Below are 14,325 nucleotides of genomic sequence, written 5' to 3' on the forward strand. Positions count from 1 at the left end.
ACGTTAAGCGTGGGCTTTGGTTTGTCTGTGTAACGAGTGCTTCGTGGTACTCCTAAGCGGATGGGCTGAATGTCCCACGCTTTTAATTTTTATACAAATGAAAAACACGAACAACAAAACCAATGAACAAATTCTGGATGAACTTTATTCGTCCGGTCAAAAAGAAATTCGGCTGGATTGGCTGGAAGAAAAAGGATTTAACATATCGGTAATACAAAGTGAAACAACCTATGGAAGTTCCGTTTTACTTTCATCTACCAGATTTGAAAATCAAATCATCGGTGATTACGAATTAATTTTTTTGAATGAGAAAAGCACTCAATTAACAGTTTACTTCAGAATCGAAAAGATAAATTATTGGAGTGATTACAAAGAATTAGTTCAGCAGGCAAGAAAATTAATAAATAGAAAACTTGTAATAGTCAATACTCTTTGGGCATACAAGTTTGATAGTGATATTTCTGATCCAGAAGGCGCTGCTCATTATGAGGAAGAAAAAATAAAAGTAGAAAAAGAAATTAAAGAATTGATTTCAAAAATTGATGAGTTATCCAATGCTTTCAGTACTTCAATAGAATACATCAAACGAGAATTGCTCAAATGAAAACCGACAGAAAGAAGAAGAACAAAGTATTGCGGTTAATCAGACATTACTGGAAATGCTTTTGCTACATGGTTTTCATTCCTGATTATAGTAATCAGAAGAAAAGGTGAAATATTTTTTTTATACGTTTGTATTGACAATAGTTCGGTAGTTTTTTAGAAAATAAACTCATAGTTAGGATTTTTAACCAGTCGCAATCGTATCCCAACTACTATTTTACGTTATTTAACGAGTTCGCAACGATGCAATAACGATTTTTAGCGTTTCTTACAAGTGCGGATCGGCTTTGCAATGAACATGGAGCGTTGTATAAACGATGTTTTTGCGTTCTGCATTGGTGTTGTAGCGGTGTTGTGCTTGTTCAATCAGGATGTTTTATGTAAAAATTTAGAAAACTCCGCAAGATGTGTGTTCTGGAGAAATGACATAATTATTTTCTTAAACTTTCTCCAGTGAGTATTAGTTCATTGAACATCTCTTTAAATCTATCCTCAATGCGAGCTCCATATTCCTGTTCGATCAATTTCACATTAAAGTTGCTCGTAATGTAAGTCATCGAACCATTGTCCGTAAATTCTCTATATCGTCTTGTCATAATATCTTTCATTACATTTCTGGTTGTGCCGTAATGAAGTGCCTGCCTATTTTCATCTCCTATGTCATCAAAGAAAATATTTCCTTTGTAATAATTACTCAAACATTTCGCACCAGATGTTTCGTAATCTGCAACTATTTCATCGCAATTAAACATTCTGAATCCTTTGCCAGACAACAGTAAACGATTAGAAGCGAGGGCTCGGAATATTTTCAGAGCCAATGTTTTGCCTGTTCCCTTTCCCCCATGAATAAAAAGTCCCTTTCCTAAATCGCCTTTGAATTTATCATCATTGAAGAAATAATAAATGAGTTGTGTGTATAGATTTAACCTTTCTTCTTCTAATATAAATTTCTTTTCACCAGAACTGATCGGCATAAACTTTTGTCCTAAATACAAAATTGCTTCCATGACTTCATTAAAGTTGTAACGAACCTGCTTAATGGTTACGGGTTGATGGTTTATTATATTAAGCAGGTCTAAATTCATCGTGAAGTATGGTCAATTTTATCTATGTCTATTTTACAGGGTTTTTGTTTCACATTATTTTGAAAATTATTTTTTTCCCAAGTGCGAACTGAGGCGTGCCAGTCCTTCATTTTGTTTTTCCCTACCATCCAGCCGTTAGATTCATAATGATCCATCCATGCCTGAGCATCTACCTGATTATTTCGTTCTTTGCAATACGCCATAATTTCTTCTAAGGTTGGCTTTTGGAATGTTCCCCCTGCACCCTCTTTTAAATCTTTTATATTGTCTTTTTCAATTTCATGGTCATTGTCAATGTTTGCCTGAGCAAATTTTTTTTTAAAAGAAGATTTTTTTCCACCTTTAGAACCTGCTGCCGTTCTGACCTTTCGCAGATACTCGTCTCGAATCATCCGGCTGGAAAATATGTATCCGTCTGTATCAATTTTCACCACTTTTTTTTCTAAAAGTTCATTTAAAAGCGATGAGATTTCTTCCGGACCCCCACTCATCATGCGTGTCAGCGTCAAACAGATTTCAGATTTTGCTTGCACTTTTGGTTGAGCGGTTGCTTCAATTTTGCTCAAGCAAAATTTTCCGTAATCTTCCGAATCGTGCATCACGCAGAGTAAGTTAATCCACAACCCTTGTGCCGCCAGAGAACAACTACTGAGTTTTGTATCACTAAGCCAGTCGCCAGTATAGAATAAGATTGCCGGACGTTTCATTGGGCTGACGTTGGATTAAAGTATAAAGTGCTGCCAGTTTGCATTAATCTTCGTTCTCGTCCTCACTTTCTTCAATAAGGTCGTCAAGGAGGTCTTCCAGTGCATCCACATCACCGCTTTCGTTTTTGTCGTATTCGACCTCGATAATGACTTCTCCATCTTCGTTTGAGCCGATGATGGAATTGTTTAAGTTTCGGTTTACCAATTCTTCGGCAAACTCTACCATCACTTCGGATGGCACATTGAATTCTACTTTTCGCATGTTGATTTGTTTTAGTTGATGTTTATATTATTGATTTATTTATTTTTTTATTTGAGCTTCTTTCGCTTCCTCTTTAATTTGCTTACGAGTTTTTTGTTCGCCTTCGTTTAGCCAGGATAGCAGGGCAGCCCGACTGAAATAAATTTTTTTAACTCCTTTCCGCTTAATGTGAGGTATGGTCTTATCATGAATTTTGCCATATATGCCGTCTATACTAATGCCAAGCAAGTGGCTTGCACCTTTTATGTCGAGCAGGTCGGGGTCGTGGTGGTTGCTCGTTTCTTTTGGGGAATGCTTGAGGTCAAGAAGTAGATTCTCAATGCGGTTCAGCCGTCTATCTAAGACAGCGAAGGGATTGTCAATGATAGTATCCATAGTTTTGCTCTTTTATTTGAGCCAAAACTAAGGCAGGATGTTTTTGTTTTTTTTGCAAACCTTTTGCGTTTTTTGCAAACTTTTTGCTACAAAAATTTTTAATCAGAAGAATTCCCCGACTCTTTGGGTCGTGGCAGAATGTGTAAATTTATATGGTAAGTAAGCATAGGGCAACTGTATTTGTATTTCTGATACCTCGACCCTTGGGTCGAGGAGTTTCATTTGGAAGGGCTATTCAAAGGCAGAAGTAATGAAGTAATACGGAGTTTATCGGTTTTTATTTTTGCTTCATCTCCGCGCCTGTTTTTATTTTTTATAATATTTATTTGAGCATTTAATGATGCTCTTACTCCAATGTCGCCTAACTCATTTTTTAATGCTTCATATAATTCGGTTTGATTTATATTTTCAATTTTATCCGACAGTAAGGATTCACCATTAACACTCAATTCATTTAAAGCAAAAATTAAGTAAGCAAGGTTTTTGGGAGAGGCATTTGAATAATTTTTTATTATGAATGAAAATAAATTTCTATTTCTATTCAGAAAATCTAAAAGAGTTCTTTGTAATCCATCTCGCTTATTATCTATTCTTTCAGGTGATTCTTTTATTGCAGGTGCTTTTTTAAGTTTAGTTGACGAGGATTGTGTTTTATTTTTTACTTCAATCCATTCCATAACTGTTTCTGCTTTGTGAGAAGGAATTATTTTCCCCGCATGTTCTCGCACATTCACCCTAAGTGTATGCAGAAATTCTTTCTTGTTCGGATATGTGGAATATTGATGGGCAAGGATTTTTTTAACCGAATCATCACTGAAATTATTCAAGCAAATTGTTAGGAAAAGAAAATATGTTTGATGAGAATAGGGAATAATTTTTTTATTGTTATCGAAGAAGAAAATTCTATCTGTACGAGCATAACAAAAATCCATCTGGTTAATTAGTTGGTGCAGTTTTAAATTGCCAATTCCAGTTGAAAGGTCTATATTTTTTATCTCCTCGTCTGAAAGAATACGCCTTAAAGCATCTTTATCGTCTATACTTTTAAATATACCCTTTGCTTCCATTACATAAGTCAGAATATTGCGATAGTTTTGAAAAATACCTTCTCCAAATTTATCTTTTATTCTTAGTAAAGCGCAATAGCAGTGGTGGTAAGTAATATTTTCAATACTGTATGTTTTCTCCTTATGTGTTTTTTTGTCCTGCTTCATTTTGAAAATCGAAATTGCATAATATTTTTGTAAATTCTTTTTTATCTTAATTCCTAAACAAATGCTATTATTTTTCTCCTCCTCGAGTTGCTTGTTCCACTATTTCCGCCCACTTGCGTTTTTCTTTAATCTCAGGTGAACGTACGGACTTCAAAAAATATTGTTCGCTGAAGGGTCACGAAACTATAGTATAAAAAAATATTCAGAATCATTAAGAATGTATGATGAGGTCGGAACTGCCGATTTGCTTGCTTTGTTCAAAAATTTTACTCATAAAGTTCCGTATCGGCTCTGCAAGTTGCTCCTTGCTTTGCATAAACTTAATCCCGTTTTGAATAAATATTTTTCTAAGCAATTTAGTTTCCGAAACCGATATGCCCCTCATTGCAAAATGTCTTTCCGCGATGGCGATGGCTTGCTGTCCGACTGCTTTTTTGAATTCAGCACAATCGTTCTGGATTTCTTTATTGAATATCACGCCCAACGCCCTTGACAAAAGCACGCCCGAATATCTGCCCGTCCTGCCGAGAAGAATCAAATCTTCCTGAGTGAACCGAAATTCGGTTGATAAACTAACATCCTCTGTTTCTCTTATTCTCTCGATAAAAAATAATAATTCTTTTTCGTCTTCTGGAATCGGCTTTCGGTTTTTTGGCGGAACGATGGACAGGTATATGTGTGAAATTTTTTTAGGAAAGATAAACGAAAAGTCATTCAGAAAATTAGTTAGCCCTTCTTTGACTAAATCGCTGACCGTCCCCCAACTCAACTGCTCATTGCCATTCACAAAAGTTATGCCCGTAGTTCTGCTTAAAGAATCAATAAAAATATTTCCACTTTGATTATAGAAATGCAGTTTGGTTTTTCTTTCAAATATTCCGTTCAGGATGAAGCGGAATCTCTCCCGTTGAATTCCCCCTACATCTTCCGCCAGTTGTATTGTCGAATCCAGTTTTTTCAAGGTGAATTTCTCGTACCTTTTTGTGGGAGGTAAGCCGATTAGTTCTCCGCGCTTTTTAACAATAATGATATTTTGGTGAAATAAAATATAATCTGCATCATTAAAAAAATCTTGAGCAACTTCTCCCTCGAACAAAAAATACAGAACATTCAGTACATTTATGCACCCGATATTTGATAAATTTCCCCCAGTCATTATCTCATACAAAGGGTGGCTGTTCTTCGATGTTAATATATCCTGTCTTTCGCAGAATTCACATAACTCCTTGTTGGTTCTCAATAAATCTTTCCATTCTTCAGAATATTTATCCAACGCTTTTGCTTCTTCATCTACTTCTTTATTCAATTCTCTGAGACGAGATAAAATCAAATCTAATTTTGTTACATCAAGTTCTTCATAACTGATTTCATATTTTTTCCCTTCAGGAAAATATTCCATAGTTAGAAACTTTTCTCCCTTTTTGACTTTTATCAAGTCCTCATAGCCAACTGGAACAACAGTAACATTATCAGAATTTAATTTTATGATGATGTGCCTGATGATTTCCTTTCTCTTGCCCTCTATGTAGACAGTCGTCATTTTACTGGGATAAAACTTCGGGCTATACTGCTCAAGGATGTATTTAATTTCGGCAATCTTATTCTTCTTTTTTTCTTCTTTCCGACTTCCTGTAAACATTTGAACTTTGGGATAAAGAGATTTAAGCCACCTGTCAGATAATTGCTGATAAAATAATTTTTCATCGAAATCCTTTTCAATGATGTGCCAGTATTGGCTTTCTTTTAGGAATTTTACATATGAAGGGAGGATGTCGGCTAATCGTGGCTGTTCTATGTTTCGTGTCTTGAATTTTTCTAAATCTAAAATGCTAAGACATTCGCTGTATAGGAATGATGTCATATTTTTGAAAATCAGATTTCTCCTGATTCTATTTATGAGCAATACCAAATTGAAAAAACTATGTGTTTCTACACTTTTAATGCTAAAAGATTTATGTATTTCCAATTCATCATGAATTTTATTGATATTCAAGAGCCCTCTTTTTTTCACCGCGATGTTTACTTCTGCTTCTACTTTTATGTTCCTAAGTTTGAATTCGCGTTCCAGAAAATCGCAAATCTTCTGTGATGGGATATGGGAATAATTTCGGATGGTATCACCGTTGATTTCTTTCCCTTCCTTTATTAGTTTCCAAATTACATCTACAATTTTTTCTTGGGAGATTACTCCTTTTAACTGTCGCGTAAATGTTTGTCGGGTTTTTCTGACCGCATTCCTTATAGCACTTTTTTCCGCCTGTTCTTCCTGAAATTTTCTAAGTTCTTCAATTTCATATTTGCTTTGTATTTCGCATCCTCTCAGGAACTCGCAAACCTCCTCATGTATTTCATACGGAATAATTTTTCGGATGCTGTCATACTCAATTCCCTTTTCTTCTATCAATGCTATCGCAATTATTTCTTTGGTTTGTTCTTCCGAAAGCTTTGGGAAAATTGTATTCAGCACAATGGTTAATACCACCTCATTTTCATCCTTTTCGTTGCATTTTTTTTCTTCCCAATGCCTGACAAATTCTTTGCAAAATTCCGACTGAACTTCGTATGTTCTGAAGTTGGAAATTCTCTGATAATATTTTTTCTCTCTGTTGCAGAAGCAGGCGACCGCATCGTCTAAAATCAACTGGGGCTTCTTCGAGCTGATGAAATGTTTTATTCGTGTGTAAAAAGAATAATGAAAGGAGTGTATTTCTTTTCGGAAATCTTTTTCAAACTGTTTTATATTATTTACAATCCTTTTTGCGTAGATGGATGACTTTTCACTCTCTAATTTGATGTCTGGAAATAATTGTTGTTTTAGTAAATCGGTTATCTTCTCACGATATGCTATTTTTTTTACTCCTATTGCATTGTTAATCCGATTAGATGTCCTGATTAAAATCCCATCCAGTTCAAATTCTGGAACGAACCTAAAATCTGCATTTGGCGGTATCTCGTCAATCAAACTGAATGCAAAAAAGAATTCAGGTGAAACGGGCAAGTCTGAATTTGTATGCTTCCCGATAATCGCTTTTGCTTTTTCAATATTTATTTCCTGCTCAAGATGTTTTTCAAGATTTTCCCTGTTGAGCCGAACCGCTTCTTCAACCCCAGAAGACAGGTAATCAAAAAATTCCTGTTTTACCGATGCCTGCAATGCCGTTGTTGATTTCATCTGCTTAATATTTTTCGATAACGTCAAAAAAATTGCCGACTATATTTTTATGTCTGTCTAATCGCTTTAGTGTTTTTTGCCGTATGATAGGTCTGTCGGATTTTTCAAACGAAAAGTACTGGGTGAGATACTGTTTAAGGTTCGGCAGTGAAATGCCGTTTTTATATATGGGCATTATCGTTTTTTCCGATTCAAAATTAAAATAGATTGAGTTGATTATTTCGCAGGCGGTAACAACATAACTCTTGGATTGCAAATTATATCTTTTTGTAGTTATCGGAGAATCGTCAAAAGTGTGGTATATCTCCAGCATAGCGAGTTCGGTATTTTTTTCTGGTCTGTTCAACTCTTTTTCAAAAAAATTTCTTTCATCTGGACTCACAGCAAAAATCATTTCCAGCGACTTTGTGTATTCATCAATTATTCTTATCAGTAGCATCTGCTGTTTTATGCTTAACGGCTTGCCGCCTGAAATAAACTGATATAAAATGTTTTTTAATACCCTCAAATCATCTTTTATTTTATTAAACGTAGAGCCGAAAAAATCTTCCGCTCTGCGGTTTTCCATTTTGAGTTTGACCATCAGTTCCGCATGGCTCTGGATAAGAGATTCAAATTTTGCAGAAAAAGTGTCGGTTAATCTGCCTTTTCTTTTCGGATACATTTCTTTTTGCGCTTTCAACAGCATGAGCAGGAAATCTATCGGCTTGTCCTTGTAGTCGAACATCCTCGCCCTGAAATCAATGTTGAACCTGAACAGGTCTTTTTTTGCAAAAAGTATCTGCTGGCTTATATAACCGAGCCACTCCATTGTGGGCGCATAATTTTCTCCCTTGACATCAGCGTTCTGCATCCTCTTTTCAATTTCTTTCATCTTAGGAAATTTGTCAAACAGCGGAACTCTGAACACAAGGGAGAAATATGGCTTTATTATTTTCCAAATCTCATCTCTTGTCATTTTTTGCGCGACATCGGAATATTTTTGAAGTTCCCGAAGTTCTTGCTGCGTTATGTTTTCAAAATTTATTTTTGCTTTGTTTTCAGAGATATACCGCTCCGAAAGGTTTGAAATTATTTCTTCGTCTTCCTTTGTAAGCCCACCTTCAATCTTTATGTCGCTTATAGTCGGGAGTCGGGGCAGGTCAATCGGCTTGCGTATCGCCAAAAATTTTTCTTGTTGTTTAATAGCCAGAGTGAGTTCTTTGCCGTTTGTATCTGCGGAATATTGCACGCGATCTTCGGCTGTAATTATGAGGTCTATGTTTTCCATTTTAACTTTATGTCCAGAAACACGCTTTCATATTTTTTTCAGATTTTTATTTTTAACTCAACTTTGCATCATTGTATTTGGAAAATAAAAACGTACTATTAAGGGTTAGTTGTGTTGAAAAACCCGTTTTCCGTGTCTGTAATTTATTTACCTGCATATTTATTTTTTGATACTCGTTTTTGTAATTGAATGAGGTTTATTTTTATTTGACTTTGTAATTTCAAACTGCCAATAGAAGTTGAAGAAGTCATTGAAAGGAATAATATTAAAATCTGATTTAAATATTATTCCACATTCGCTTTACGAATAAATTTTGATTTTATTAATCCAACTGTCTTTGATTTATTTTCTCTTTTTTCATTATAAAAAACTGCATTAATATCTAAGCAATTTAGTTGTCGCCTCTTATCGCCTGTTCTACTACTGCTGCCCACTTGCGTTTTTCTTTAATTTCAAAATCGGCTAAATAACTTTCAGTGGTTTGTAAATTTGAATGTCCGAGCGATTCAGAAATAAACGCTGTACTTGCACCTCTGTATTTTAAGATAGTTGCAAACGAATGTCGCGCTGTGTAGGAAGTGATTCCGTTTTTTATTCCAACTGCTTTGCCGATTCTATCAGCGTATTTGTTTATCAGTTTTATTGTTTGGTGTGTCTTTTCAAGTTCCTGCTCCGCAGTCATTCCGCTTTTCAGAATGGGGAAAATATATTCTTCGGGCAATGCCGGTTTATCTCCCCATCGGTCAATAATTCGTCCCAATGCCTGTGAAATGACAACTTTCACGGCTCGCGGTTTCTTTCTTAATTTTCTTTTTGTTTTCTGTCTGTGGAAAACGATAACATCATCCTGTATGTTTTCGTATTTCAGTTTTGCAAAATCAGTAACATTTATTCCATTGCAAAGGAATAGGAATAACCAATAATCGCGGTAACGCTGTTCACTCGTTCCGTCTATGGTAGGATAAGAGGCAATTAAACCAATTTCATTTTCTGATATTGCTTTTTTAACATTGCTTCCGGCAGGTATTTCGTATTTATGGTCGTTCCTGTTTCGGCTGAAAGGGTACAATTCATTTTTTATCAGCCCCTCTCTTATTGCTTCATTAAAGCAGGTACGGATATTCCGCAAATAAACTCCGATGGTAGAGAGAGTATTTTTATTTTCTAACATCCATTTTTCATACTTATTCAGAAGATCTAAATTCACTTTTTCAAAAAATAAAATATTTTTTCCTGTGAATTTTTTAAATGAATTGAGGGAACACTCATATAGTTTTGCCGTTCCGATTCTGTTTTCACTTTTTAATCTGTCAGCAGAATTTTTCAGCGCGGTAAATAAATCTTGGTCGTCTCCGTGTCCACCGAAAAATCTTTTCTCAAAACCTTCAAAGGAAAAAACAGACAGCTCTTTTATTGTATCAATGGCAGCCGATTCAAGTTCGTTCAGGTAAACTGCTATTTCCTTATTTTCCCCTCGCGGTTTTTTTCCAGTTACGGATTCAAACTCGTCCTCAAGCATAGTAATTTTTTTTCCATGCTTATCGCGCAAAGAAAAATAACGCTGCACCCTACTATGAGTTACCCGGAGTTTCACTGGATACCTTCCGTCTTTTAACGGAAAGCGGGTTTCTAAAATTACTGCGGTGGTAGTGGTGGTGTTTTGCATAGTGATTTGTTTTGAGTAATGCTATCTGCCTAAAGTCAATTCCCAAATTTGACATACAATTTAGCATACATTAGACCCCTAAATTAGCATAAAATGACAAAACATAACAAAAATCTTTTCAACAGATTTTAGTAGGTTTCTCCTATGAAAAAGATATTAAAAAGGTAGTAAAACAAAAATGGAGGGAATTTTTTACAAGTCAGTTGCTCTACCAACTGAGCTACGCTGGCCGCTAAAATTCAAAAATCAAAAAAACGATTGCCCGACCGACCGAATAAACGGCCATTCGGGCGGGCAAAAGTAGAAAACATTTCTTACCTCAAGCAGGTTGAAAAAAATATTTAGAATAAAGTACTATGGTTTGTTTGCCAGATGAACTATGCAGATTCTCTCCTTCGAGCTAAACTTCTGCGGGATTTCTCCTTGCGTTTTTTTAATTGCTGCTTTAATGCATCGGTGCATTCATCGGTAGCTTCTTCAAATGTTACACACTGGCGTTTTACAAATAGGTCATTGCCCGGAACATGTAGTTTTATTTCCACCACTTTGTTTTCAGCATTATCGGATTTGTCAACTTTCAGGTACACCTCGCTTCCGATAATTGCATCGAAGAAGTGGCTGAGTTTTTCTACTTTTTTATTGATAAGAATAAGAAGTTTTGCGTCTGCATCAAAATGGATGGAGTGGATTTGAATATTCATAAGTATTAAGTTTAAATGATTATGCTTTAGGATGTGCTTTCGAATATACAGATTTTAGTTTCTCAATGGTGTTATGCGTGTAAATTTGTGTAGCGGCAAGGTTTGCATGACCAAGTAGTTCTTTGATTGCGTTCAGGTTTGCTCCGTTGTTTAACAGATGTGTTGCAAAGGTATGCCTTAGAACATGCGGACTTTTTTTTGATAGTGTTGTTACTTTGGTTAATGAATCCTTTACGGTTTTATATACGCACGAAGGGTTGATTTGGTTTCCTTTTTTTGTTACAAAAAGGAAATTATTTTTTGTCACAACGGTTTTATTCTTTTCAAGAAGATATTCTTTGATTAGTGCTTTTAATCCTGAAGTAACAGGAATCATACGCTCCTTATTTCTTTTTCCAAGCACCTTTAATGTACTATTATTGAAGTTGATGTCAATTTCTTTCAGGTTTATCAGTTCAGCGCGTCTCATGCCGGTGGAGTAGAGCATTTCTATTATTAAAAAGTTGCGTTTTCCTTCAAAGTTGTTTTTAAACATTATATCTTCAATAAAATTATTCATTTTGCTTTCTTCCACAAAAACGGGTAATCGTTTTGGGATTTTTGGCGACTGTATTTTATGCATCGGGTTTGTGTCCAAAATTTTTTCACGAAGAAGGAACCTGTAATACGATTTCAGTGTGCTTATCTTTCGATTGACCGAGCGGGCGGATATTTTATTTTCCATCAGCGATACCACCCATGAGCGGATGACGGAATGATTCACTTCCTTTATATCATCCAGTTGGTAAACATTTTTCAGATAGAGGTAAAACTGATCAAGGTCGGTGGAGTAGGAGAGAGCGGTGTGTGGAGACATCCGCTTTTCAAACTTCAGAAAATTGATGAACGATTTTTTATTCACTGGCTGATAATTATATGACAAACGTAGTCATAAAAAAAATATTGCGGACTGAACCTGAATTCAATCCGCAATCAATATAGGTAACGACAAGATTATTCTTCCGCTTCTATTAGGCGCTGCTTGTGTTTTGCGCGTTTGATAGTTTCTCTACGAGCGATTGACGGCTTGGTGAAAACCTGCCGTTTGCGGAGTTCACGGAGTGTACCTGTTTTTTCAAACTTCTTCTTGAGTTTCTTCAGCGCTTTTTCAACGCCTTCTCCTTCTTTCACCTGAACAATTAGCATTTTATTATTCTGTTTTATTAATTGGATCGCGAATATATGAATTTATTTAATTACAGCGGTTCATTCTTTTTTTATCAAATCCATACCGCACATTTTGCATTTGCCCGGCTCTTGACTAATACTTCCTTCGCATTTCATAGGGCATTCGTAGTAAGATTCACCGCTTTTTGGGATAACGCTTTTAGTAGTAAAAAATCTATAAGACAATCCAACTGTAAACTGTGTTTGGGCGGCAAGTTGTGTGCCATTTACATATTCATATAGTGGAATTTCAGTTAAGGCGAAAACAGTAAATGATTTATAACTAAAACTCACCTGCGGGCAAAAAATAATTTTCTTACTTCCTGTGAAAGATGTGTCAACATTGTAAGATGCAAGAAGGTCAACATTCTTTGCGGGTTTCAATTTTCCTATATGTTCTCCTTTTACCATCAATGTCACGCCAAGTTTTTTGAAAAAAGTTTTTCCTGCATATAATCCTAAGCTGGCATAGTCGCCAAATTTTTCTCCCAGGGAATTATATCCTTTTTTAATATATAGTGTGTTTGCAAAAAGCCGGAAATTATGCAGAGGAAATCCTCTGAAGAAAAAAGCGTAGAAAATAAAATCCTGAGACCCGTTTGTCGGTTGAACCAATGGAGGCATGGTAGTATAATGCGCAATCATTTTAGTGGAATCGAACCATGTTAATATGGAATCATTGTGTTTGCCGAGGGGAATTTTATATCCTAATCCTAGTGTAAGTTCTACACGTTTTCTTTCATCTGTCCGGTTAAGAACATCGTAGCGGGGAAATAGTATTAAGTCAGCAATTCCGGATGAGCGAATAGTGTCAAGAGTTGTATTAATAGTATCAAGCCCTATCTGTGTTTTGTTTAGAAAATATCCCGCCTCAACTGACAGAGTGAAATCTTTCGTAATTCCATAGGCGATTTTTGAATAAATATATTTACTGTTATAGTGATTGAACAATCTTGTTGTGTCCTTATCTCTCGTAAGAAATTTATTGCTGTTGATGTATTGAAAGTTAGAAGCGATTTCCATTTGTCTGTCGAGCAGAACTCCAGCGGATACGCCACCCGCAATAGGGCTTCCGCTTCCTCCGGAACAGCAACCCTGAGAAAAAACTTTAGTTGAGAAAAATAAAATAAAGAAAAGAAAAACTATCTGGCGCATAGAATTTAAAAAAGAACCTGCATTTTTTTATACAGGTTCTGTTTGAGGATGGATAAAAATAAATTAGTGTGAAACAGAAAGTGTAATGGTTTGTTCAGTTCTGTTTGCGATGAGTTTCACAAAATAAATTCCATTAGTAATATCGGTGCAATCTATAGTAATCTTATGCACGCCAGCGCTTTGGTTTCCGGAAGAAACAGATTTTAATTTTTCTCCCACAAGGTTGAAGAGTTCAGCTTTTACATCGGATGAAGATTGAAGCGAATAAGAAATTTCTGTGGAATTGCCTGTAGGATTTGGAAATACATTAAAAGAAGAAATATTTCCTGCTTCAGAAATTCCAGTTGATGCATTTAACGCATTGGTAATGGCAGTCTGTAAAGCAGAAGATGAAACAGTGCCATTCACATTATAAAAAATAGTATGGTTTGGTCCGCCAAGCACAACTGTTTTTGGCATTCCTGATGTGCCGTAATCGGTCATTTTAATTGGAGTGCCGCTATTTCCAAAAGCTGCATCCGTTGTTATGCCGTTTGTACTTGCCCAACCTGTAAGAGTGCTGCAAGAAGTATTTCCTACATCATCTACTAAATAAAATTTAACTCTTCCGGGATAAGATGATGCAAAACTTTGTACAGCTGCAGCATCGGCTGAGGCAGGAGGAATGCAGGTTGCACAGGGCATCACCCAGCACATGACAATTACTTTTCCCGCATCCAGCTCAGAAAAAAGAGTGTGAGAAACACTATTGCAGTCATTGCAGGTGAAATTAGTGGCGGTGGTTTGTGCGGCTAAAGTTGCTCCGATAAAAAGCGCGGAACAAAAGAGTAAAAGTTTTTTCATTGAAATTATTTTTATGAATGAAGTTTTAATACTGTTGCCAAATGTAGTGAAGAAATGTTGCTAGGC

At 35.8% G+C, this 14,325-nt stretch carries 14 protein-coding genes; 1 reads left to right on the forward strand and 13 read right to left on the reverse strand.

Annotated elements, in window-relative coordinates; translation table 11 throughout:
• Positions 1-97: 97 nt before the first annotated feature.
• Positions 98-604: a hypothetical protein gene (locus HY841_13835; protein ID MBI4931838.1), complete on the forward strand. Its 507-nt coding sequence runs from the start codon at positions 98-100 to the stop codon at positions 602-604.
• Between the two features lie 430 nt (positions 605-1,034).
• Here the strand turns inward: HY841_13835 and HY841_13840 are convergent, their stop codons facing one another.
• The 13 genes from HY841_13840 to HY841_13900 all read right to left on the reverse strand — a co-directional run bounded on the left by HY841_13840 (position 1,035) and on the right by HY841_13900 (position 14,259).
• On the reverse strand, positions 1,035-1,688 hold the full coding sequence (locus tag HY841_13840) for a hypothetical protein (GenBank protein MBI4931839.1): 654 nt from the start codon (positions 1,686-1,688) through the stop codon (positions 1,035-1,037).
• Positions 1,685-2,395 carry a hypothetical protein gene (locus HY841_13845; protein MBI4931840.1) on the reverse strand — a complete coding sequence of 237 codons (711 nt, stop codon included), beginning with the start codon at positions 2,393-2,395 and terminating at the stop codon, positions 1,685-1,687. The genes HY841_13840 and HY841_13845 overlap by 4 nt, the downstream gene beginning before the upstream one ends.
• A gap of 43 nt (positions 2,396-2,438) precedes the next feature.
• A complete protein-coding gene (locus HY841_13850) occupies positions 2,439-2,657 on the reverse strand; it encodes a hypothetical protein (protein ID MBI4931841.1) in 219 nt (72 codons plus the stop codon).
• Between the two features lie 39 nt (positions 2,658-2,696).
• Positions 2,697-3,032, reverse strand: a complete 336-nt coding sequence (locus HY841_13855; protein MBI4931842.1) for a helix-turn-helix domain-containing protein — start codon at positions 3,030-3,032, stop codon at positions 2,697-2,699.
• A 218-nt stretch (positions 3,033-3,250) separates the two neighbouring features.
• Complete coding sequence (locus HY841_13860; protein MBI4931843.1) at positions 3,251-4,246, reverse strand: hypothetical protein; 996 nt, start codon at positions 4,244-4,246, stop codon at positions 3,251-3,253.
• 211 nt (positions 4,247-4,457) lie between these two features.
• Positions 4,458-7,418 carry a hypothetical protein gene (locus HY841_13865; protein ID MBI4931844.1) on the reverse strand — a complete coding sequence of 987 codons (2,961 nt, stop codon included), beginning with the start codon at positions 7,416-7,418 and terminating at the stop codon, positions 4,458-4,460.
• A gap of 4 nt (positions 7,419-7,422) precedes the next feature.
• Complete coding sequence (locus HY841_13870; protein ID MBI4931845.1) at positions 7,423-8,688, reverse strand: hypothetical protein; 1,266 nt, start codon at positions 8,686-8,688, stop codon at positions 7,423-7,425.
• Positions 8,689-9,079: 391 nt separating this feature from the next.
• The gene (locus tag HY841_13875) at positions 9,080-10,354 is read right to left on the reverse strand and encodes a site-specific integrase (protein ID MBI4931846.1); all 1,275 of its coding nucleotides are present in this window, start codon (positions 10,352-10,354) and stop codon (positions 9,080-9,082) included.
• A 377-nt stretch (positions 10,355-10,731) separates the two neighbouring features.
• Positions 10,732-11,055: a ribosome-associated translation inhibitor RaiA gene (gene raiA, locus HY841_13880; GenBank protein MBI4931847.1), complete on the reverse strand. Its 324-nt coding sequence runs from the start codon at positions 11,053-11,055 to the stop codon at positions 10,732-10,734.
• Positions 11,056-11,074: 19 nt separating this feature from the next.
• Positions 11,075-11,956, reverse strand: coding sequence for a tyrosine-type recombinase/integrase (locus HY841_13885; GenBank protein ID MBI4931848.1), 882 nt, complete (start codon positions 11,954-11,956; stop codon positions 11,075-11,077).
• Between the two features lie 92 nt (positions 11,957-12,048).
• Positions 12,049-12,240 (reverse strand): 30S ribosomal protein S21, encoded by a 192-nt coding sequence (locus HY841_13890; protein MBI4931849.1) that lies wholly within the window; start codon positions 12,238-12,240, stop codon positions 12,049-12,051.
• A 60-nt stretch (positions 12,241-12,300) separates the two neighbouring features.
• A complete protein-coding gene (locus HY841_13895) occupies positions 12,301-13,416 on the reverse strand; it encodes a hypothetical protein (GenBank protein MBI4931850.1) in 1,116 nt (371 codons plus the stop codon).
• Between the two features lie 63 nt (positions 13,417-13,479).
• Positions 13,480-14,259 carry a T9SS type A sorting domain-containing protein gene (locus HY841_13900; protein MBI4931851.1) on the reverse strand — a complete coding sequence of 260 codons (780 nt, stop codon included), beginning with the start codon at positions 14,257-14,259 and terminating at the stop codon, positions 13,480-13,482.
• Between the last annotated feature and the right edge of the window lie 66 nt (positions 14,260-14,325).

The organism is Bacteroidota bacterium (genome assembly GCA_016213405.1).
Lineage (GTDB): Bacteria > Bacteroidota > Bacteroidia > Palsa-948 > Palsa-948 > Palsa-948.

Coding starts and splice junctions, on each gene's coding strand:
- HY841_13835 (MBI4931838.1), top strand. CDS start 98: ATGAAAAACACGAACAACAAAACCAATGAACAAATTCTGGATGAACTT.
- HY841_13840 (MBI4931839.1), bottom strand. CDS start 1,688: ATGAATTTAGACCTGCTTAATATAATAAACCATCAACCCGTAACCATT.
- HY841_13845 (MBI4931840.1), bottom strand. CDS start 2,395: ATGAAACGTCCGGCAATCTTATTCTATACTGGCGACTGGCTTAGTGAT.
- HY841_13850 (MBI4931841.1), bottom strand. CDS start 2,657: ATGCGAAAAGTAGAATTCAATGTGCCATCCGAAGTGATGGTAGAGTTT.
- HY841_13855 (MBI4931842.1), bottom strand. CDS start 3,032: ATGGATACTATCATTGACAATCCCTTCGCTGTCTTAGATAGACGGCTG.
- HY841_13860 (MBI4931843.1), bottom strand. CDS start 4,246: ATGAAGCAGGACAAAAAAACACATAAGGAGAAAACATACAGTATTGAA.
- HY841_13865 (MBI4931844.1), bottom strand. CDS start 7,418: ATGAAATCAACAACGGCATTGCAGGCATCGGTAAAACAGGAATTTTTT.
- HY841_13870 (MBI4931845.1), bottom strand. CDS start 8,688: ATGGAAAACATAGACCTCATAATTACAGCCGAAGATCGCGTGCAATAT.
- HY841_13875 (MBI4931846.1), bottom strand. CDS start 10,354: ATGCAAAACACCACCACTACCACCGCAGTAATTTTAGAAACCCGCTTT.
- raiA (MBI4931847.1), bottom strand. CDS start 11,055: ATGAATATTCAAATCCACTCCATCCATTTTGATGCAGACGCAAAACTT.
- HY841_13890 (MBI4931849.1), bottom strand. CDS start 12,240: ATGCTAATTGTTCAGGTGAAAGAAGGAGAAGGCGTTGAAAAAGCGCTG.
- HY841_13895 (MBI4931850.1), bottom strand. CDS start 13,416: ATGCGCCAGATAGTTTTTCTTTTCTTTATTTTATTTTTCTCAACTAAA.
- HY841_13900 (MBI4931851.1), bottom strand. CDS start 14,259: ATGAAAAAACTTTTACTCTTTTGTTCCGCGCTTTTTATCGGAGCAACT.